25 protein-coding genes are annotated in these 19,590 nt (G+C 70.1%); 15 read left to right on the forward strand and 10 right to left on the reverse strand.

Annotation, left to right across the window (positions count from 1 at the left end; translation table 11 throughout):
* Positions 1–160: 160 nt before the first annotated feature.
* Positions 161–355: a hypothetical protein gene (locus ACZ51S_RS27015; protein WP_468478525.1), complete on the reverse strand. Its 195-nt coding sequence runs from the start codon at positions 353–355 to the stop codon at positions 161–163.
* A 206-nt stretch (positions 356–561) separates the two neighbouring features.
* Between ACZ51S_RS27015 and ACZ51S_RS27020 the strand changes: the two genes are divergently transcribed.
* The 4 genes from ACZ51S_RS27020 (at position 562) to ACZ51S_RS27035 (ending at position 1,973) form a co-directional block, all read left to right on the forward strand.
* On the forward strand, positions 562–837 hold the full coding sequence (locus ACZ51S_RS27020; protein ID WP_468478526.1) for an isoamylase early set domain-containing protein: 276 nt from the start codon (positions 562–564) through the stop codon (positions 835–837).
* Between the two features lie 123 nt (positions 838–960).
* Positions 961–1,311: a hypothetical protein gene (locus ACZ51S_RS27025; protein ID WP_468962201.1), complete on the forward strand. Its 351-nt coding sequence runs from the start codon at positions 961–963 to the stop codon at positions 1,309–1,311.
* Positions 1,312–1,442: 131 nt separating this feature from the next.
* The gene (locus tag ACZ51S_RS27030; RefSeq protein ID WP_468478528.1) at positions 1,443–1,640 is read left to right on the forward strand and encodes a hypothetical protein; all 198 of its coding nucleotides are present in this window, start codon (positions 1,443–1,445) and stop codon (positions 1,638–1,640) included.
* Positions 1,641–1,739: 99 nt separating this feature from the next.
* A complete protein-coding gene (locus ACZ51S_RS27035) occupies positions 1,740–1,973 on the forward strand; it encodes a hypothetical protein (protein WP_468478529.1) in 234 nt (77 codons plus the stop codon).
* A gap of 79 nt (positions 1,974–2,052) precedes the next feature.
* Here ACZ51S_RS27035 and ACZ51S_RS27040 read toward each other — a convergent pair whose 3' ends face one another.
* From ACZ51S_RS27040 to ACZ51S_RS27055, 4 genes are all read right to left on the reverse strand, one after another.
* Positions 2,053–2,187, reverse strand: a complete 135-nt coding sequence (locus ACZ51S_RS27040) for a hypothetical protein (RefSeq protein ID WP_468888598.1) — start codon at positions 2,185–2,187, stop codon at positions 2,053–2,055.
* A gap of 908 nt (positions 2,188–3,095) precedes the next feature.
* Complete coding sequence (locus tag ACZ51S_RS27045) at positions 3,096–4,673, reverse strand: transporter (protein ID WP_468888601.1); 1,578 nt, start codon at positions 4,671–4,673, stop codon at positions 3,096–3,098.
* On the reverse strand, positions 4,649–5,446 hold the full coding sequence (locus ACZ51S_RS27050) for an ABC transporter ATP-binding protein (protein ID WP_468478532.1): 798 nt from the start codon (positions 5,444–5,446) through the stop codon (positions 4,649–4,651). The genes ACZ51S_RS27045 and ACZ51S_RS27050 overlap by 25 nt, the downstream gene beginning before the upstream one ends.
* 711 nt (positions 5,447–6,157) lie before the next feature.
* Positions 6,158–6,577: a hypothetical protein gene (locus tag ACZ51S_RS27055; RefSeq protein ID WP_468962203.1), complete on the reverse strand. Its 420-nt coding sequence runs from the start codon at positions 6,575–6,577 to the stop codon at positions 6,158–6,160.
* Positions 6,578–6,689: 112 nt separating this feature from the next.
* Here ACZ51S_RS27055 and ACZ51S_RS27060 point away from each other — a divergent pair, with 112 nt between their 5' ends.
* The 3 genes from ACZ51S_RS27060 to ACZ51S_RS27070 all read left to right on the forward strand — a co-directional run bounded on the left by ACZ51S_RS27060 (position 6,690) and on the right by ACZ51S_RS27070 (position 8,927).
* Complete coding sequence (locus tag ACZ51S_RS27060) at positions 6,690–7,283, forward strand: GNAT family N-acetyltransferase (protein ID WP_468962205.1); 594 nt, start codon at positions 6,690–6,692, stop codon at positions 7,281–7,283.
* A gap of 777 nt (positions 7,284–8,060) precedes the next feature.
* On the forward strand, positions 8,061–8,396 hold the full coding sequence (locus ACZ51S_RS27065) for a hypothetical protein (protein ID WP_468962206.1): 336 nt from the start codon (positions 8,061–8,063) through the stop codon (positions 8,394–8,396).
* 369 nt (positions 8,397–8,765) lie between these two features.
* Positions 8,766–8,927, forward strand: a complete 162-nt coding sequence (locus ACZ51S_RS27070; RefSeq protein WP_468478536.1) for a hypothetical protein — start codon at positions 8,766–8,768, stop codon at positions 8,925–8,927.
* 586 nt (positions 8,928–9,513) lie between these two features.
* Here the strand turns inward: ACZ51S_RS27070 and ACZ51S_RS27075 are convergent.
* The gene (locus ACZ51S_RS27075) at positions 9,514–10,692 is read right to left on the reverse strand and encodes an FAD-dependent monooxygenase (protein ID WP_468962208.1); all 1,179 of its coding nucleotides are present in this window, start codon (positions 10,690–10,692) and stop codon (positions 9,514–9,516) included.
* Between the two features lie 127 nt (positions 10,693–10,819).
* Between ACZ51S_RS27075 and ACZ51S_RS27080 the strand changes: the two genes are divergently transcribed.
* The 4 genes from ACZ51S_RS27080 to ACZ51S_RS27095 all read left to right on the forward strand — a co-directional run bounded on the left by ACZ51S_RS27080 (position 10,820) and on the right by ACZ51S_RS27095 (position 14,321).
* Positions 10,820–11,743 carry a TetR/AcrR family transcriptional regulator C-terminal domain-containing protein gene (locus ACZ51S_RS27080; protein WP_468478538.1) on the forward strand — a complete coding sequence of 308 codons (924 nt, stop codon included), beginning with the start codon at positions 10,820–10,822 and terminating at the stop codon, positions 11,741–11,743.
* A 612-nt stretch (positions 11,744–12,355) separates the two neighbouring features.
* On the forward strand, positions 12,356–13,012 hold the full coding sequence (locus tag ACZ51S_RS27085; RefSeq protein ID WP_468962210.1) for an ankyrin repeat domain-containing protein: 657 nt from the start codon (positions 12,356–12,358) through the stop codon (positions 13,010–13,012).
* 416 nt (positions 13,013–13,428) lie between these two features.
* A complete protein-coding gene (locus ACZ51S_RS27090) occupies positions 13,429–14,091 on the forward strand; it encodes an aminotransferase class V-fold PLP-dependent enzyme (RefSeq protein WP_468803453.1) in 663 nt (220 codons plus the stop codon).
* Positions 14,092–14,093: 2 nt separating this feature from the next.
* Complete coding sequence (locus tag ACZ51S_RS27095) at positions 14,094–14,321, forward strand: hypothetical protein (protein ID WP_468478541.1); 228 nt, start codon at positions 14,094–14,096, stop codon at positions 14,319–14,321.
* On the opposite strand, the gene ACZ51S_RS27100 is transcribed toward ACZ51S_RS27095, so the two are convergent.
* Positions 14,275–14,463 (reverse strand): hypothetical protein, encoded by a 189-nt coding sequence (locus ACZ51S_RS27100; RefSeq protein WP_468803537.1) that lies wholly within the window; start codon positions 14,461–14,463, stop codon positions 14,275–14,277. The genes ACZ51S_RS27095 and ACZ51S_RS27100 overlap by 47 nt on opposite strands.
* Positions 14,464–15,024: 561 nt before the next feature.
* Between ACZ51S_RS27100 and ACZ51S_RS27105 the strand changes: the two genes are divergently transcribed.
* The 3 genes from ACZ51S_RS27105 to ACZ51S_RS27115 all read left to right on the forward strand — a co-directional run bounded on the left by ACZ51S_RS27105 (position 15,025) and on the right by ACZ51S_RS27115 (position 16,762).
* Positions 15,025–15,210, forward strand: a complete 186-nt coding sequence (locus ACZ51S_RS27105) for a hypothetical protein (RefSeq protein WP_468962212.1) — start codon at positions 15,025–15,027, stop codon at positions 15,208–15,210.
* Positions 15,211–15,401: 191 nt separating this feature from the next.
* Positions 15,402–15,950, forward strand: a complete 549-nt coding sequence (locus tag ACZ51S_RS27110) for a DM13 domain-containing protein (protein WP_468962213.1) — start codon at positions 15,402–15,404, stop codon at positions 15,948–15,950.
* A gap of 524 nt (positions 15,951–16,474) precedes the next feature.
* Complete coding sequence (locus ACZ51S_RS27115; RefSeq protein ID WP_468962215.1) at positions 16,475–16,762, forward strand: hypothetical protein; 288 nt, start codon at positions 16,475–16,477, stop codon at positions 16,760–16,762.
* Between the two features lie 27 nt (positions 16,763–16,789).
* On the opposite strand, the gene ACZ51S_RS27120 is transcribed toward ACZ51S_RS27115, so the two are convergent.
* The gene (locus tag ACZ51S_RS27120) at positions 16,790–16,975 is read right to left on the reverse strand and encodes a hypothetical protein (RefSeq protein ID WP_468478956.1); all 186 of its coding nucleotides are present in this window, start codon (positions 16,973–16,975) and stop codon (positions 16,790–16,792) included.
* Between the two features lie 171 nt (positions 16,976–17,146).
* On the opposite strand from ACZ51S_RS27120, the gene ACZ51S_RS27125 reads away from it, so the two are divergent.
* Positions 17,147–17,320: a CsbD family protein gene (locus ACZ51S_RS27125; RefSeq protein ID WP_468173606.1), complete on the forward strand. Its 174-nt coding sequence runs from the start codon at positions 17,147–17,149 to the stop codon at positions 17,318–17,320.
* A 692-nt stretch (positions 17,321–18,012) separates the two neighbouring features.
* Here the strand turns inward: ACZ51S_RS27125 and ACZ51S_RS27130 are convergent.
* Together ACZ51S_RS27130 and ACZ51S_RS27135 are read right to left on the reverse strand one after the other, a co-directional pair.
* Entirely contained in the window at positions 18,013–18,186 is a 174-nt protein-coding gene (locus tag ACZ51S_RS27130) for a hypothetical protein (RefSeq protein WP_468478546.1), read from the reverse strand.
* A gap of 14 nt (positions 18,187–18,200) precedes the next feature.
* Positions 18,201–18,569: a hypothetical protein gene (locus tag ACZ51S_RS27135; protein ID WP_468478547.1), complete on the reverse strand. Its 369-nt coding sequence runs from the start codon at positions 18,567–18,569 to the stop codon at positions 18,201–18,203.
* Between the last annotated feature and the right edge of the window lie 1,021 nt (positions 18,570–19,590).

Here is a 19,590-nt window from a genome sequence, read left to right on the forward strand (position 1 = left end):
GCGGCGAGGTTCTCGCTGCGCGACGGTCCCCAGACCTCGGCTACCCAGGGGTCGCGTGGCCTCGGGGCAGTGCCTGCCCTCTGGCCCCCGGGCGTGACAGAGCCCGGCCGGGGTGACTACAGGTGGCCGGCCGGGCTCTGCGTCGGGGGAGGCGATGCTGTCAGAGTTCGTCGTCGCGCAGGACGTCCTCGTCGCGCATCATGTCGTCCTCGCGGCGCTGCCGCAGCTCCTCGGGGCTCTTTCCACGCCCCGGCTGGCCGGCCTCGGGATGGACCGGGTCCTGGCCGGGCTGCCGGCGTTCATGCTCCTGGCGTCCCTTGCCCGACTGCCGGTTCTTGTCCGGGGTACCACCCATGACGGCGACTCCTTCAGTGTGGGTACTTCCTCTCCGTCAAGTTGCCACAGAAAGCGACAGGCGGCGCGGTCTTCGTAACGGAGCGTGGCATACGGGTGACTTCCTTGCGCCTGTTGGGCGGTGTCGGGCGTGACCTCGCAGGGCTTGCCTCAGCATGGGCCGGTCACATTCGCCCGCCCGCCTGATCCTGATGAGGAGTCCGTCCCGTGCTGGAACGCAAAAGCCGCGAGGGCCGTACCGAGGTCACCTTCGTTCTGCCCGCCGACACCCCGCCCGGGCCGGTCAGCGTGGTCGGCGACTTCAACGACTGGCAGCCCGGCACCCACACCCTTCAGCCCCGCAAGGACGGCAAGCGCGCGGTTACCGTGACCTTGCCCGGCAAGAGTGTGCACTCCTTCAGGTATTTGGCCGCCGGTGACTACTGGTTCGACGACGAACACGCCGACAGCCACGACGGCATCAACAGCCGCCTGCACACCTAAAGCCCCCCAGCACCCCCTGCCCGGGCCCAGGCACTCCTCCGACCGGCTTTTGGCCGTCTGGCGGCGGGCGTACACCAGAGGGGCCGACGTCTGCGAGTCGCGGCCGCCGCGGAAGGGAACACGATGCTCACTCACGTCATCGACCACGGAGTCCTGACCGTCTCCTTCCCCGCCGGCATCAGCATCAGCGACCGGGCAGCGGCCGCCGCGCACACCGAATACCTGATCACCCTCCACAAGGCCCGCGATGTGGTGGTCGAGATCGCCGCGGAGACGCTGACGCCCGTGGTGGTGAGCCTGGTACTGCGCGCTCAGCGTCTGTGCCAGGCCTCGGGGACGGCCCTGTCCGTGGTGACCGCCGCGCCCGAGGCCAGGCACCTGATGGCTACCGCCGTCGGAACCCGCGGCCCGACCGTCTTCGAGACCCGGGCGGAAGCCGTCCTGCACGCCCGAAGCCACGAGCTCGCCTCCTGACAATCTGCCGACGTCCAGCGACCCCCAGGCCAGCTACCGGTCCTCCTCGACGCCGGCACATCCGCGCCCACCCGAAGGAGATAGACCCCGGCACGCGGGTAACCCGGACAAGCCGGCAGCGTTGAACGGCCATGAGCACGATGACGATGCGGTTCGGTCCGGCCATCGGCGTTCAGCGAAGCGGTGGCGAAACGGTTCCGCGCCCTGACCTGGAGCCGATCTTCACCGACCTCGCGCGGCGGTGGGCGGCTGAGGGGCGCCTCGTGCCGGGCCGGCACGACGAGGAATGGACGATCCTCGTACGCCGCAGCCCCTGGCCTGGCTACTGACGCCCCGGTGACCAGCTCCTGGAAGAAGTGCAGTGACGAGGAGCGCTGCCAGATGGAGTGATCACGGCCTGAACGGCCCTGATGGGGAAACTGCTCTCCATGAGGCGCATCCTTGCGGGCGGGCGAGAGCACGCTGACCAAGCGGATGGCCTCCTGGACTCGGCCCGGGCGCGCGGCGTGCTGCCGCTGGTCGAGGACGCGGGTGAGCACACCAAGCTGTGGGGCTGCGGTCAGTCGGCGGCGCTGCCGCGAGGGTTCGCTGGAGCCCACGTCGCGGAGCTGGCGAGGAAGGTCGCCCGCGTGCTGGAGGAGCCGCAGCCGGCCACCGCGTGACGGCGAGGGTCGCAACGCGTTGGATGGTGCGACCCGGGCCCCGGGGACTGATCCCCCGGGGCCCGTTGGTGCGTTGAGATCAGACCGCCCCGGCCGCCGTGGCCGTGATCCAGTCAGCGGCTTCGGCGTCGGTCATCAGCACGGCCTGCGCCGGCTGGGCCTCGCCGTCCTGGACGACGTGGACGCGGCAGCTTGGCTCACCGACCTCAATCACATGTTCGCTTTTCTGGTCGCCTGGACATGACCGTGGACGACGTCGCCGGGTTCGGGAAAGGACCGGCCGCGGCGGCCGGCTGACCGCTGACAGGGACAGCCCGCCATCTGGTCCCCGAGTCAAACCGGGCCGTGCGCGAAGTGCCACCTTCCGACAGTGAGATCGAGGCTGTCATCGAAGCGCCGGCCGAAGGCCTCATCACGTTCCGACAAGTCCTCACCCAGGTGCTCGGCTACGGACGTGCGGGCGCCATACCCACGCGTGTAGGCATCTGATCGGCCTCTCCTTGAGGCTCGGAAGCGCCCTGCCCAACGAGCCAGCGATGATGCAGTGGACACCCCAGCATCTCGCGGGTGGCCGGCCGCGCAGCCACACACTTGACCTTCACCACCCGCCTGCGCTTTCTATTTGTATCGCCAGCCAAACGAGCGGTGCCGCTGCCAGAACGATCAGCACCAGACAGCACGGTACCTGGGACGGCCCCTTGAGTGGCTCGGCTGCTACCTGGGGGGCCACTCGGCGCACGTCGTCGGCGTGATACCACATCTTGCCGGCATAGCCCGTAGTGGTCATCCAGCTCTCCGTACGGGTCCGCACCCCATGGGCCAGCGCATTCACATACACCGAGTTAGTACCGACGCCCAGCCACAAGGTGCTCACCTGGCGCTCCGTCAACCAGCCGTCCCCCTCGTCCGCCATATTCCGCCCTTCCCCCAGCAGCCGGTGACACGACATCATGAACTGTCCCATAGCCAGGCGTAGTTCGCCCCCTATCGTTCCCCGGGGTTCCGACGCGGCGATATCCGCTTCCCGGGCCCCGAACGCCTGGCGCGAGCGGGTTGGCCCAGCCACCGCGTCGCAGGAGCGACCCGATCCCTTCGACCGGGTGATCGTGTCCGGTCGGTGGGTCAGGACATCCGCAGGGTGGTGAGGATTTCGGGCGCCTTGTCGAACAGCCGCTGTCCCATGGTCCGCAGGGTGACCAGGACGACGAGCAGGCCGTACGACGTACCCAGAGGCAGCAGCAGCCACAAGGAGGCGGAGCCGTTCAGGGCGATCGCGCCGGCGATTGCCGGGGCGATCGCCACCACGCCGAGGATGGAGCTGAAGAAGTTCGCCAAGTGGTAGCCGCCGCTCTGGCCGGGCGCACTCACGCTCCACGGGTCCTCGGGGTACGGGTAGGGGTGCAACACGCTGATGACCATGCCCATCGCGAAGGTCACCCCGAGCAGCGCGAAGCTGACGCCGAGCGCGGCCGCGAGCTGGTCGGTGCGCCCGGTGACGAGGGCGGCGCCGGTGGCGACGGCGGTGAGCCAGGGCGCGATGACCACCAGCTGGGGGATCAGCCGGCCGGCGAGTTCGGCGCGGGCCTGCGCCACGGTGCGCAGCGTGGCGACGTTGCTCCAGAGCGCGGAGCCGTCGAGGGCGAACAGCACTCCGGGGGCGGTCAGTCCGAAGACCCAGGCGCCGCCGACGGCGGCGTACGGGGTCCGCATGCCGACTCCGGCCATCACGACCGGGAACAGCAGCGCGTACGCCAGCGCCGCGATCATCGTCATCCGGTGCCTGGGCGACCGTGCGAAGGCGCTGAACTGGTGGTGGGCTACGAGCAGGGTCCGGCTGGAGGTCAGCAGCCGGGCCCGCAGGCCTGTCGTCCGGCCCGCCCGGACCTTGACGGCCTGGGCCGTGGAGGCGTCCGTCGTGGTCATCAGCCGGGTCAGGGAGCCGTGCCACCACACCATCAGCAGGCCGATCAGGGCGGCGGTCCCGGCCAGTTCGAGCAGGGCGGCGGCGGTCCTGCCGTCGGCGGCGGCCCTGATCGCGTCGGCCGGCCAGCCCGGCGGGGTCCAGCGCAGGATCCGTACGGCGAGGGGCGGCAGAGCGAGCCCCGAGCTGGCGGTGGTCAGCAGCATGTAGGTGGCGTAGCCGCCGACTGCGGTCAGTACGCCGCCGAGGGCGGCGGCGTCCTTGCCGCGGCGGCCGGCCAGCGCGCGGGCGAAGGAGGCGAGTACGGCCCGGGAGGCGACCACGCACAGCAGCAGCATGAGCGGTACGGCGAGGACGGTGACGACCGCGGCGGGGAAGCTGCTGAACGCGCCCTCGGCGGCGCCGACGACCGCTCCGGTGATGAGGATGAGCGTGCACAGCGGCCCCGGGCCGATGAGCGCGGAGGCGGTGGCCCCGGCGATCAGCCGGCGCGGCCGGACGGGCAGCACGGCGAGGCGGGTGGGATCGGAGCTCTCGTCGCCCCCCGCGCCGAAGGACAGCGGCAGCGCCAGCCATGCGACGGCCAGCCCGGCGAAGGCCAGGACGGCGAAGCCGGGCGCGTCCGGCTCGCCTTGGGCGCGGGCCAGGCCGATGGCCGCGTAGCAGGACCCGGCCAGGCTGATGCCCGCCCCGGCCACGAAGCCCACGGCGCGGGCGGTACTGCGGCGCAGACTGCTGCGCAGGAGGGCGAGTTTCAGCCCGACGAAGACCCCAACCATGCGAGGCTCCCTCCCTTCGCCTTCCCGGCCGGGGCGCCGACCAGTTCCATGAAGCGCTCGTTCAGGCTTCGTCCGGCCCGTACCTCGTCGAGCGTGCCGTCGGCGACCACACGGCCCTTGGCCAGGATGGCGACGTGGCTGCACAGCGCGGACACGAGCTCCATGACGTGGCTGGAGAAGACCACCGTCGAGCCGGTCGCGGTGTACTGGCGCAGCACCTCGCGGATCGCCTCGGCCGATACCGGGTCGACGCTCTCGAAGGGTTCGTCGAGGAAGAGGACCGGAGGGTTGTGCAGCAGCGCGGCCGCCAGGCCTATCTTCTTGCGCATGCCGGTGGAGTAGTCGACGACCAGCTTGTCGCCGGCCTCGGTGAGCCCGAGCACGTCGAGCAACTCCTCGGCGCGCGCCTCGGTGTCGGCGGCGGGGAGCTCCCGCAGCCGTCCGGTGTAGCGCAGCAGTTCCCGTCCCGACAGCCGCTCGAACAGGCGCAGGCCGTCGGGCAGGATGCCGATGCGGTGCTTGGCTTCGTATGGGTCCTGCCAGACGTCGTACCCGGCGACCCGCACGGTGCCCGCGTCGGGCCGGAGCAGGCCGGTGATCATCGACAGACTGGTGGTCTTGCCCGCGCCGTTGGGTCCGACCAGGCCGTAGAAGCTGCCCCGGGGAACGGTGAGGTCGACTCCGCCGACGGCGACCTTGTCGTCGAACTCCTTGCGGAGTCCGCGCACTTCCACGGCCGACGGGACCGCGTCGCCTTCAGGGGGGTGTTGCATGGTGCTGTCTTCCTCCGGGGTAGGGGATGTGGGGCATGGGGCGTACGGTCGGATCGGCGGGGGGGCAGCGCGCTCGGCGGGCCGGGACGGCCGGAAAGGCCAGGTTAGCCGTTGGGTATTGGGCGCTGTGCGAGCGGTATGCGGCATGCGGATGCCGCCGAGGCAGTCGATACCGGAGGCGGCCCCTGTGCGGCTGGTTCCTGCAACCCGCAGATGGGCGCGCTGTATCCGACTGGCACAGCGACAGGTCCCATCCCGCCGCAGCGAACAGGACGGCGATTCCCACCACCGCCACGACGAAGGCGCCGATCGCCGCGAGCACGACCGCCAGCACCCGACGGCGGCGGCCGGCGGCCAGCCACCACCAGGGGTCGCGGGCCAAGGCGGCTTCGAGTCCGGGGCGGGCTGCCGGCGCGGGGGCCCAGCCCGGCCGCTGTTCACCCGGGGGCGGGTACGGATTCGACATCACGACCCCCTGACCGGTCGCGCACGGGCGCGCTCACCTGGCCGCTGGAGACCTCCAGCGTCATCCGCCGCCCGCCACCGCGCACCCCCACGCCCCGCCCGCCCCGGGCCGGGTCGGCGCCGCCGGGACGAGTGCGGCGGCGGGATGTCGTGAAGTGCGGGCTTCAGGGCACCTCGAGCCGGGACTTGTCGCTGTTCAGGACGCAGAGCCTGGCAGAGGGCGCAGAGATAGCCGCCCTGACTGTTCTATTCGGAGCTGGGGAGCCAGGCCCGCTGACCGTTGGGGACCCCGGCCGAGTCAGCCGCATGCTCGACCGCATGCAACAGCTGGCCCAGCGCCCGCGCCGCAGCCACGAGCTGCGGATGGCCGCCCCAGGCGTTCGCTCGGCCATTGGCGCGCTCATCCAGCCCGGAAAGGTGGGCGGCGTAGAAGTCGCGGCCTGCTGCGGTGGCCTCGTAGAACTGGCAGCCGTCGTCTCGCTGCGCGCCTGCCGGGATCGGGGCGATCAGACCGGCCTGGAGCATCAGGTGTGCATGCCGGCCGAGCGCGAGCAGCGAGCCGAAGTAGCCGGTGTCGTGCCCCTCAACAGCCCCGCGCGACAGCCCCAGCTCGTGAACCGGCAGGTTCTCCACGGTGCCCTCCTCGATCGCGTGCCAGCGTCCCATGGACGGACGGGACGGATGACCGCAGCTTCGAGGCATCGCCGTTCAGAGGTGACCTGGTCATGTGACGAATAACGGGGGGACACCGAGCGGGGAGGTCGCACACAATGCGGCCATGGTTGATCACGTTCCAAGTGCTCCGCGCCCCGACTTTCTCAGCAAGCCCACGCTGAGGGGAGAACGGGTGCTGCTCCGGCCGGTCACGGTGGATGATGTGCCCGCGCTGCTGCCGATGTTCCGGGACACCGAGGCGTCACGGCTGACTGGCAGCCATGACGACGGCGAGCCCGATGAGGCGCGGGTACGCACCTGGTACGAGACGCGAGGGGACCAGGATGACCGGCTGGATCTTGCCGTGGTCGAGCAGGCGACGGGGAGCGTTATCGGCGAGGCGGTGCTCAACGAGTGGGACCCGGGCAACGAAAGCTGCAGCTTCCGTATCTGCCTCGTGCCCGGCACCTACGGGCGCGGTCTAGGGACGGAGGCGACCCGGCTGATCGTCGGATACGGCTTCGAGGAACTGGGTCTGCACCGCATCTCGCTGGAGGTCTACGCGTTCAATCCGCGGGCTCGCCGCGTCTACGAGAAGGTTGGCTTCGTCGCCGAGGGAGTACTGCGCGATGCGTTGCTGTGGGATGGCAAACGGGTGGACACGGCGGTGATGTCGATTCTGGCGCCAGAATGGTCCCAGCATCGTGGGCGGCCGTAAGCATCCGGTCACATGTCGGTCGGACCGTGCCAGCGGGTCTCATCAACCTCAGCCGGGTCTCCTTCGCCGACTCCGCACTCGTACACGCTCTCCTGGACGCACGCATCGGACACGACCTCATCCTCACCGGCCCGCTCCCCCACCTCCTGCTCGACAGCACCGGCACCCGCCACTGCTTCACCCTCGCCACCGCCACCGCCACACCTGACCCACACTGCTGGCCACCGCAGGCCGCCCAGACCGTGCGAACCAGGCATGGCGCCCCGCCGCGGTCCCCGCTGGCCGCAGGCGGCTCATCGCCACGGAGCCAGGTGAACGTCAACGGTCTTCTCACCGGAAACGCTGCGGACCTCCACCCGGCCAGGCGCCGCGCCAGAAGCCATCCACGAACGGCGCGACATCTACTTCGCAATCGAGAGGTAGGGCCAGCAAGCCGGTCCTGAGGCTCCGGCCAGGAAGCATGTTTCCTGGCCGGAGCCTCACCAGCACAGGACCGAAAGGGGTACCGGCTCGGCCGCGAGCCACGTCAGTCCTGCCGAACGGGTCCCCGGGCGCTGCGGGCGAGGGGAGACACCGGCCCTAGCTGAGAGAGCGGACGGGCGGCCAGTCCACCCCGGGGTGTTTCTGAGGGGATCCGGTCGACGTCGGCGGCCCGGTACAGGGGAACCTAGATCGGGCGCCCCGAACGTCACCCTCAGAACCCGTTGTTCTATCGAGCGTGTGGGTGTTTCGGCTCGAACAGGGTTCTGGGTTGGGTGATGTTCGGGTGGTCCGGGCATGAAGGTAGGGCCTCTTGGTAGCTCGGGGTGCGACCCCATCCGAGCAGCTCCAGGAGACCCTGTTGCCGAGGCGGCCCGCGCGGGGCTGGCCGAGACGGAACGGCTGGAGGCGGAACAGGCCGCGGCACGGGAACGGGCCGACACCACGGCGGCCGCCCTGGCAGCCGCCGACGATGGGGTACGGGAAGCGAGGGCGCGGCTGGAGACGGCACCCACGGCGAGCGCGGAAGCAGCGGCCCGCTCGCGGGAAGCCGCGGGAGCGGCGGCTAAGGTGCAGGCCCAGCAGCAGAAGGCGGCACGGAACGTCGAGAAGCTGACCAGCCCCGACGGGTGAACTACCACGCGCAGGCCCGAGACGGTGTACCGCGTGAGGCCAGGTCGGCGCTGCTGATCAGCCCACCACGCCAGCGAGGCACTGGGCAGATGGCAGCTGGCGCGAAATGGACATGGCCCCACGCGTCGGGCTGGCCCAACGTCCAGGCGACGTACCCAGCGCCAGGAGTCCGCGATCGGGCGCTGGGCTGCCAGCGTGGAGAACTCAACAGCCATAGTCACCGCCACGAGTGAACGGACCCTAGCCCGATGACGAGGCTGGCCGCGCGGCCCATCCTCCCAGGAGAGGAAGCTGCGATCTTTGCCCAGGCGGACGAGCTCAACGCCCACATCGCTCGGCTCCTCGAACACTACGGGTAGCCTTGTAGGTATGGGAATTGACTGGGAGAACATACTCGGCGCAAGCGGTAACGGCCTCGACGATGCCTACGACAGCGCGGTCTCCGCGGTCATCTACAGCGATGACCCGGGGGAGGACCGTCGGCCATTCCCGGTCGGCGAAGAGCACGACGACACAGACGGCTTGCGCTGAACTGAGCGCACGCACGAAACGCCCCGGCAAGCCGCGGCGTTTCGCCGTCTCAGAACCCGTTGCTCCATCGAGCGTGTGGGTGCGCCCTATCCCTGCCTCACCACAACGGAACCCACTCCCACGAGCAGGAATCCAGCTACCACGTTCGGAACAACAACGGGTTCCAAGAACTCCGCAGGCCAGACGATCTGCAGGGCCACTACCTGCGCAAATTCAGTGAGCCAGTCAGTCGGCAACCCCCTCAACCAACCTGCACAGCCCCAGGTCGGAAGCATGACGCCTTCGCAGACCCACTGATCAGCGACATCGGCGATCAGTGAAGCTGCACAGAACCTGCTACACCGCGTCTCCCTGTCCAGCTCAGCTCATCCCGGTGACACCACTTGCACCGCACCAGACTGCCCCGCGAGCCGCCCTTCTGCCCTCCTGGCCACCCCCAACCGACACCGCACGACAGGACGCCTGTCTGCGGCTTGCTGGACAACCGCCCGCGGTGTCGGTGTCCAGGGCAGCGAGCAGGTCGTCTCGGCCCGGCTGGCCGAGACTTCCGGGCGGCTGGGGCCCGGTGTCCATGCGCGGTCGTCCTTCAGGCGGCGCCGGTGGGGGCGTAGCCGGGGAGGCGGATGGGTTCGGTGCGGGTGTTCTCGGGGGCGTTGGCGGCGAGCATGTCGAGGATGTCCTGGGTGGGGGCCGGCAGGAAGAAGCGTTCGGCGCCCTCGCGGCCCAGGGCCTGGTGTTCGGCGACGTAGGGGCGCATCTGCTGCTCGTAGGCAGCGAAGGCGGCCGTGTGGTCGCCGTCGCGGGTGGCGAGTTCGCCGGCGAGGAGGTAGGCGCCGATCAGCGCCTGGGAGGTGCCGCGGCCAGAGGTGGGGCCAGCGCAGTAGCCCGCGTCGCCGAGGAGGACGATGCGGCCGGTGGACCAGGTGTCCATGACGACCTGGGCGTTGGCGTCGAAGAAGAACTCCCCGGCGGCGTCCATCTCCTTCAGTAGGCGCGGGATCTCCCATCCCCCGCCGGTGAACCGTCCGGCGATGATCCGCTTGTGGGAGGCGTGGTCGCGGCGGTCGTACTCCAGGTGGTCGGCGGCGAAGTGGAAGGCCGCGCGGGCCTCGGTGTTGTCTCGGGCCGTGAAGATGTTGGCGGCCTTGCCCGGGGCTGCGTAGAGGTGGCCGGTGTTCTCCAGGCCGAGGTAGTTGTCCAGGTTGAAGATCGCCGTGTAGATGCCGAGGTGGCGGACGAACTCCTCCTCGGGACCGAAGGCCAGGGCGCGGGTGTGGGAGTGCAGGCCGTCGGCGCCGACGACCAGGTCGAAGCGGCGGGGCGCGCCGTGCTCGAAAGTGACGAGGACGCCGTCCTCGTCCTGGTCCAGGGTGGCGATGGAGTCGCCGAAGACGTACTCGACGTTCTCGCGGGTGGCCTCGTAGAGCATCCGGGTCAGGTCGCCCTTGAGGACCTCCAGGTCCCCGGCGAATGCCGCCGCCGGGAGGGTGGCGTACTGGTTGCCCTCGGCGTCGACCATGGCCGCGTCGCCCATCTGCGTGTCCAGCGCCTGGATCTGGTGGAGGAGGCCCATGCGGTCGAGGACGTCGAGGGCCTCGCCGCGGAAGTCGACCGCGTAGCCGCCGTCGCGCAGCTCCGGGGCCCGCTCGACGATCGTGGGAGTGAAGCCGTGGCGGTGCAGCCAGTAGGCGAGGGCCGGGCCTGCGACGCTACCGCCGGAGATCAGCACGGTCCGGTTCGTCGTCTGAGGCTGGGGCGCGTTCACTTCTGGTTCCTCTCTCGGGGTGATGTGTACAACGTACAGCCGGAAACACCGTAACTGAGTTGGTGAGTTGAGGAAATCGACCTAGTGCACTACAGTGCACCCGTACTAGTGCACCAGGAGGGGTGGGATGACGGAGCGGGAGCAGGCACCGTATGCGCGGATCGCGGCCGAACTGCGGGGCCGCATCGAGCGCGGAGAACTCCGCCCCGGGGACCGGGTGCCCTCGACGCGGGCCATCACCCAGCGGTGGGGGGTCGCCATGGCCACGGCCAGCAAGGTCCTGGCCGCGCTCAAGCAGCAGGGGCTCGTCCGTGCGGTGCCGGGGGTGGGCACGGTGGTCGCGGCCCGGCCCGTGACGGGCGCACCGGACCGCCGCACCGCCGTCGAGGACGACACGGCACAGCGCGCCCGTATCGTCCGCGCGGCGGTCGCCGTCGCGGACGCGGAGGGACTGGCCGCCCTGACCATGCGCCGGCTCGGCGCGGAGCTCGGGGTCTCGGCCATGTCCCTCTACCGGCACGTCAGCAACAAGGAACAGCTCGTGGTGCTGATGGCCGACGCGGCCTTCGGGGAACAGACCCTGCCGCAGCGGCCGCCGCCGCACTGGCGGGAGCGGCTGGAGCTGTCGGCGGCCATGCAGTGGCGGCTGTACCGGGCCCACCCCTGGCTGGCCGGCGCCATGAACCTGAACCGCCCCCTGCTGATCCCCAACGGCATCCGGCACATCGACTGGGCCCTCGCGGCCCTGGACGGCCTCGGCCTGGACGCCGGTGCCCGGATGCACGCCGCCGTGACCCTCTTCGGGTACGTCCGGGGCCACGCCGTGGACCTGGAACCGGAGTCGGCAGCCGAGCAGTCCAGCGGGGTGAGCGGGCAGCAGTGGATGCACGTCCAGGAAAACCGGCTGGCGGCCCTCGTCGACAGCGGTGCCTTCCCCGCCTTCGCCGCCGCTCGGACGGACGCCGACCTCTCCCCCGAATCCCTCTTCCGCTACGGCCTGGCCGCCCTGCTCGACGGACTCGCTGCCCGCGTCACCACACCGCCCAACTGACCACCCTGCGCCCCAGCCTTCACCAGCGGAACAGCTCCAAGGCAGCACAGCAGCCGCCCGTCACAGCCGCCACCAGTGAAAGCCGTCGACCCACACCCCTGAACATCACACGACATCTCGACATACCTGAATGCCGCCGCGATCACGCAATGGGCCAAGACGGGAAGCCAGGGGGCCTGTGGCGGCGGCGGATGGTCCTGGCAGCGGGCACAGTGCGGCGGAGGGTCGAGGAGCACCAGGGGGAAGAGCTTGAGGCTGTGGCGAGCGTTGCTGTGGTCGGGGGGTGGGGTGTGCGGTATGGGTGTACCCCTTCTCAGGTGGGCAGGTACCCCTACCTTCGGCCCGAAGAAAGATCCCATGCAGGGGTGTTGGTAGGGGCAGACTGGGGCGCATGGACATCGGGGAGTTGATCCGGGAGCTACGAGGGGCTCACGGTTGGTCCCAGGTCCGGCTGGCCGACGAGATCAACCCTCATCGGGACCTACCACCCTGCCCCTGATCACGACTCCGCACGGGCTGGCCACCCTGCCCTTGCCGGTCCGGCATGGAGAGCCCGCAGGGGCAGCGCAGGTGGACATCGCGCAGTTGTGCAGTCCTCCTTAGGATCGGGGCATGGTGAATACAGAGCGCATGCGGTGGGACGGCGTCACTAGCCGCGACGTGTACCCCGAGGACGTCCTCGCCCGGCGGGACCTGCTGGCCGACGCGGCCCGCGACGGCGACTGGCCGCAGGTGTTCGAGCAACTGGCGCAGAACCCCGACTGGGTCAACGCGACCAGGGTGGGCGGCCCGAGCAGGTTCACACCGCTGCACCAGGCGGCCTGGCACGGGGCAGAGGCCGCTGCCGCCGTGCTCGTCGGCTGCGGGGCCTGGCGTACCCTGCCGACCGCGGCGGGGGAGCGAGCCCTGGACATCGCCCTGGCCCGCGGTCACAAGGAGGTGTCGGGCCTGCTCCAGCCCGTGGTGCGCCACCCCGTGCCGTCCCCGACGCTGAACGCGCTGGAAGGCCGGCTGCACGCGCTGATCCGCGCGGACAGCCACGGCCTCGCGGACCAGCACCGCCTGAGGCTGCCGACGCTTGCCGTCCTGATCGAACTCGCCGAACCTCAGATGTACTTCCCCGTTCCCGGCATGTACGGCGGCTTCCGCTACCGGCTGGACGGAGACAGCCTCGTCACCGAGAGTTCCAGCCGCGTCGTCGGCGGCTCGGGCCGACGTCACCGCATCACCGTCCGGTCGACCGAGCTGGTCGCCGAGGGGTTCGACTGACCCGACAGGTCGGTGCCCGCCCGTACACACACGCTGGCAAGTCGGTGGCCCAACTCGGGGCGCCACTCGGTGAGCTCCACCCGGGGGACATCACGTCCGCTGCACAGTGCACGGCGGGTGGCCGGCTGGTGCAGGCCGGCAGGCGACCGCGGCACGCACCCCTCGGGCAGCCGGCGGATCGCCGGTGAGCACAGGCCGAGCCCGAACCCGCGCCAGGCTGGCTTCACGACGACGCGGTCCTTCGCCCCTGCGCCAGCTCATGTTCCCTGAGGCCCCGCGGCAGGGAAGTGACGGATCTTCACCGCGGCGTACGGTCACCGCATCCATCGCTGATGCAGCTCGGCAGTGGAGGACCCCAGGAACGAGCGCCCGCAGCAGCAGGGCACAGCCGACCGTGAGGCCTGGACCGGGAGGGCATGGGCAAGGCGTACGGTCCGGCCCCGGCAACGGCCGCCGGTCGGCGCGGCGGCACAGCACGGTCGCTGCCTCGGAAGGGTGGCCCGGCGGGGGCGCGGCCGTTCCTCACCACCGCGTACGGCAACCCCAACAGCGCCCACGCCTACGGCCGGGAAGCGGCCAAGGCCGTCGCCACCGCGCGCCGACGCGTCGCCGACCTCATCGGCGCGAACAACCCCGCGGAAGTCGTCTTCACCTCCGGCGCCACCGAGGCCAACCACCTCGCCATCATCGGCGGCGCACTCGCCAAACGGCCCCACGGCGGGCACATCGTCACCAGCGCGATCGAGCACAAATCCGTCCTGGCCGCCATCCAGCGGCTCATCGACCACCACGGCTACACCAGCACTCGCGTAGCCGTCGACGCGCACGGACGCGTCCCCCCCGGTGACATCGCCGCCGCCCTCACCCCGAACACCGTCCTGGTCTCCGTCATGCACGCCGGCAACGAAATCGGCACCCTCCAGCGCCTGGTACGGGCCGTGCCGGGGTGGGCACGGTGGTCGCGGCCGCCCCCGCGGCCGGGCCGGCGGGCCGCCACCCGGCGGACGATTCGGCGTACCGCGCCCGGATCGTCCGCACGGGGATCGGCATCGCGGACACGGAGGGGCTGGCGGCCCTGACCATGCGGCGCCTCGGCGCGGAGCTCGGGGTCTCGGCGATGTCCCTGTACCGGCACGTGCGGGACAGGGAGCAGCTGGTGGTGCTGATGGCCGGCCCCCGGGCGGCAGGCGAATGTGCACGGACCGGCCGGCGACAGCACTCAACCAACCTGCGCAGAGCCCCCAACCTAGGAACTACGCAGGTCAGAAGGCCAACGTGCCCTCATCCTGCCTCGGCCGCCCGGAGATGACGCCGATGCCGGGCATGGGCAGGACGCGGTCGCCGGTGAGGACGAAGAGGATCTCGCGCGCCAGGTCCCGTACCGCCGCCCAGGCGGGATCAGTAGCCAGAGCCTCATAGGCCCACGGGTAAGCCGGCCGGTCACCGCACATCTCCTGGAAGTAATCCCAATCATGCGGAGCTCCCCCATCACAGCCACGGCGTCAATCTCATCCCCCTCTTCGTGCACGAACACCGGCAGAGCGTTCTCGAAGTCGTACAGCAGATCGTCCGTGGCCATGGGGAACGACCTCAGCCACCTCTGCTGAGCCGCGGCATCCGCAGCCAGCGGGATCAGGGCGGCGATGAGAAGGCGGCGGGCACGGGAACCGTGGTCGTCGTATACAACCACAGTCTCTCGCAGCGTCCCCCAACCGGCGTCAGGCGCCCTCGCCAGTCGGCGGGCGCAGGTAAAAGACGGTGACACCAGACCTCGAAACCAGCCCCGACCAGCACCAACACACCAGACCCCGCTGTCTCTCACCCCACGCCCCCGGCGACGGCTCCGGTCACGGCGAAGGGCCGGTGGGACACCCCGTGGAGGGGTAACGGCATCCACCGGCCCTGAAGCCTCCACCAACACCGGCCGACAGGCCGCCGAGCTGACCGCGCTGGCGGACCGAATGCTTAGAACCAACCGCACTTCCCTTGTACCAAGGCCGATCACAGGCGCCGTGAACCTGGCTGACCGGGCCTCGGTCGCCCGGCACCCCGACGTCAGGATGTCGGCGGCCGTGCTGCGCGCAGCCCTGGAGGACCTGGCCGTCATCCTCGACAACCACTTCCTGCACACCGGGGGAACCGCACACGAGGTCTTCGCGGCCTTCGCCCGCGATCACGGCCACCCGGAGCAGGGCTGACCCCCTCGCTCACGCCGGACGGCACGTCAACGGCCTTCGACGCGGTCCGTACGCCGCCCCGCCGCCCGCGGACGTCACTTCCCTCGTGCAACGGCACGTAAGGGAATCGTCATCAGCCAATGCTGGGGGCCAAGGCGGGGGCGGGGTTGAATCGGAAGAGATCGCAGTTCAGCCGAGGGAAGGGTGACGTGGTGGCACGGAACGGGAAGCGGCGGACGCTGGTGCTCGGCGCGCTGTTGCTGGCTGTGGTGCTGGCGGCCGCCGGAGCGTACTGGTTCCAACCGTGGAAGCTGTGGACCGACGAGAGGGTGGACGAGTCGTTCCCGAGCGTGTCGGCGGCCGCGCCGTCGCCCGGCTCCACCGGTGCGCCGTCCGCCCCCGCCGGCCCCCGTACCCTCGCCCAGGGAGGGCTGATCAGCCACGAGCACACGACCACCGGCACGGTCAAGATCGTGCAGCTCCCCGACGGGTCACGGACGCTGCGCCTGGAGAACCTGGACACCAGCAACGGCCCGGACCTTCACGTCTGGCTGACCGATGCCCCGGTGAAGGAAGGCGTAGCGGGCTGGCGGGTGTTCGACGACGGGAAATACGTCAGCCTCGGCAAGCTCAAGGGCAACAAGGGCGACCAGAACTACCCGATCCCCGCCGACGTACAGCTCGCCGACTACACAAGCGTGACCATCTGGTGCGACCGCTTCGACGTCTCCTTCGGCGCGGCGGAGCTGGGCCTGGCCTGACCGACCCGGCGGCCCGAGGGCCCGACCACCGTCGGGACGCCGCCATCGGGATGGTCCGCCACTCGGCAACCGGGCTGCCGGGGTGCGGCCGCGGGGTGGTGCTGCCGCGGTGCTGACGTCGGGTGCCACTGTCAGGGTGCAGCCAAGACGTCGCCACCGCCTGCGAGCTGTCGATCATGGGGCCCGGGCCCATCTCCGGATCGTTGGTGCCGTCGCCCCCCCGAACTCCTCTCCTGGCACCACCACAGAGACCGCGGGCCGAGTACCGAGGCTTGTGAACGCGACGTGCGGACCGGGGTGTTCCGGCACCATGAGCCGCGGGTTCGTCGCCAGAGTGCGCCAGGAACCGGGAACCCGTCGGTTTCCCATGGTCGGCACGGCGATGATCGCCGCCCAAGCGGTGATCTTGCGCATGTCCTCGCTCCGGACATCCGTGCGTACTTCCGCGACGTGACCGACCACCTGAGCCGCACCACCGAGCAGATCACGTCCTGCGACGCCGGCCCGCCCACGTCCGTTTCCTGGTGCGCGAGCGCCACGGCGGGGTACCGGCGGTACGCGAGGCCATCGCCGGGCAACTCGACGCCTTCGCCGAGGAGACAGGGGCCGCGCTCGGGGCCGATCCCCTGAGCGCGCACTGGGACGCCGACGACGTGACGATGCTCTCCCGGCTCCTGGTGGACCACATGTTCATGACGGCGTCGGCGTTCCTCGCCGCCTCGCTGCGGGGCGAGGACTGGGCGGCCGCCCTCGGCACGGCCCGCCGCCAGCTCCGCCTGATCCATCTGGGGCGGGTGCACTGGGCCGGGTAACGTGGCGGGGCGGCCCGGAGACGCCCATTACGCGGCCGGGTTCCGCGCCGCCTCCGGGTCCGGGGCCACGACCAGGAAGGCGTCCCTCTCCAGGTCCATCACCACGGTCGCCCGCTCGCCCCGCTCCCGGCACCGGGCCGCGTACTCCTCGGCGAACCAGCTTCCGTGCGGATGACCGGCGGGAAAGGAGTCCAGCACCTTCGTAGCGCGCACCGCCACCACCTCCTGAGCGACGAACCGTCCTCACAGGCCGGTGCCCCGAGCCCCGGGGCCCATGCACGTCGCCCGCGGGCCGGTCTCGTTCCACAACCGGGGGTTTACGGTCGCCGGACGCGAGCAAAAGAGCGTTCACGACCGAGCCGGTACATCGACGAGGAGGTCCCCATGTCGGGCGAACAGAAGGCCAAGGCACACGCCGAGCAGGCCAAGGGCAAGGCCGAGGAAGCCGTCGGCCGCGCCGTCGGCAACGACCGTATGGTCGCCGAGGGCCGCGCCGACCAGGCCAAGGGCGACGCACGCCAGGCCAAGGAGAAGACCAAGGACGCCTTCCGCCACTGATCCGGCGCAGGTGCCCTTGCCCGGCCGGGCCCCCGACCCCCTCCCCCTGGGTCGGGGGCCCGGCCGTGTCCGGGGGCACCCCGCAGCCGTCGGGCCCCGCGCCGCGGCTACAGCAAGCGCGCCTCTTCCACGCTGTCCACGACCCGGAAGAGGTCGCCGGCCCGACAGCTCATCAGGCGGGCCCTGCTGCCAGACGCGGGCGTCCGTCAGACCGCCTGCAGCCGCTCGCGCAGCCCCGCCTCGCCGCCTGGTCAGGCCACGGCGTTCGTTGCCTTCGAGCGGCTGGGTTTCGTGCCGACTTTGTGGTGTGCCGGTCGGCTGCATGACTCGCCCAGCCAGGTCCACCGGTCGACGGCTTCCGAGCTGCGGGACCTTGGTTCAGCCGACGGTCTGCTTGAACAGGCGGAATGTGTGCTCGATGCCGAAGCGGCGGAGGAAGGACTGCCAGCAGCGGTCGACGTCCGCTTCAGACAAACACGCGAAGCTCCTGGGGGACACAGGTGATCTTGGTTGAGAATCCGTCCACCAGGAGCTTCGTCGTTACGTATAGCCCTCCCGCGTCAACATCCCTGCTGCCGTCAGGCTGGAAAGGGCTCAGCAGTAGGCCGACTGGTCACCAAGGCCCTGTCGTCATGTGCGCCGCCATGTGGTGCGCTCTCAACCAGAGCACCAGACATGGTGACGGCCACGAACTAGTTCTGATTTTCCCCTGAACGAGTCGAACTCACTTTGTTCAGCAACAGAACGTAAACGCCTCCCAGGACAAACGTGGCGGCGTATTGCGCCCATTCATTGCCGCCCAGCAGGCGGTTCACTCCGACAAGCACGCCCGCCCAGAGGAGCGTAATAATGACCTTGGCCGTCATTCGATTCCCCAGTTTTAGACGAGACCCGACAGGCAGGCCGTCGCTCCACCGGCAACGACCTTCGCCGCAATGTCCTTGGCGACGTCCTTGCTGACGTACCTGCCCACCACGAACGCACCCGCCCCACCGATACCCGCCTTGAGCAGGCAGTCCTTAGCAAGCTTGGTCATCTTCTTGCTACCCATCAGCGAAGCGCAGGCGTTCTTGCTCTTGTAGACGGTGCACATCGCCCTCTGGTCGCCGATGGGGTCGACCATCACGACGGCCGGCCCATCCTGAACGTCAGGCTGCGGAACGGTAGCGGCCGAAGCCGTGCCGGCGCCTACAAGAAGCACACCGCCGAGCATGGCGGCAGACAGCGTGCTTGCAATAACGCGCTTCATTATTGAATTTCCCCGATTCTCGTTAGTGAGGGGCTGTTCTGGTCAGGAAGCGCCCCTCGGTCGCCTAGAACGTTAACTTCGCGCATCCGACACAGGAAGAGATTTGAGGATCTTCTGAGCTGGGCGCGCCAAATGAGCCAACGTCAACTTGGAGACGCAGTTCCAAAGGATGGCGTGACGGTCTTTCGGGGCGCTCACGCTGCTCTGGGATGCAGCGACCCTTCCCCAACTTCGTTGCGGTGACAGCGATTTGAACGTTCCACTCGCTCTTCACCACGCCTCGAGCTGAGGTCGGAAAGGGCTCCGTGAACCCCGCCGTACACACGGTCGGTCGGACACCAGGGACATACCGTCGGCGCACCCACCCGGTCCGCCTCGACGGTGACGTCCTCCAGGACGGTGACGCCGAGCCGGCTGGAGGCCCGGCACAAATGTCCGGCAACAGGGCGTGGAGGCAGGACCCCAGACGACGACCGCTGACGGAGGCCCTCCGCCGCCCCCGCCACCCAGACGCCGTCGGTCATCAGACGGCGGTCCGGGAACTCGGGGTACTCATGCCACGCCTCGACAGTCGCCGGCCGGCTCCGGAACCAGCGGTAGACGGGCCCGGCGGCACGGGCGTCCCAGCGGAAACCCTCGGCCACCGGGGCCGGAATGTCGTCCTGGGTGTAGGCGACCGCCTCGCCGCCGACGAGAACGACACCCCGGGTGGTACCGAGGCCGAGCCAGGTCCGGCCGCCGCGCTCCATCGGCGCCGACCGCAGCAGCACTGGATCCTCGACGAGACACGTGCTCTCGTGATCAGGCAACGCTACGGCCACGGCCCCCAGCACCGTGCGGACCGTCCAGCCACCGCCGGGGCACCACCACAAGGCCAAGGCCGTGGCGGTGGCTGGGCGGTCCGCACGGCGGTGGCGGACTTCGGTGTGACAACCGGGGCCAGGGACGGGGCCCTGACCAGGTCAGCCGTGTGACACAGGCCCGATGTGACACAGCCCGGCCACCCGCAATCACAGGACCG

The organism is Streptomyces sp. NPDC034043 (genome assembly GCF_055575675.1).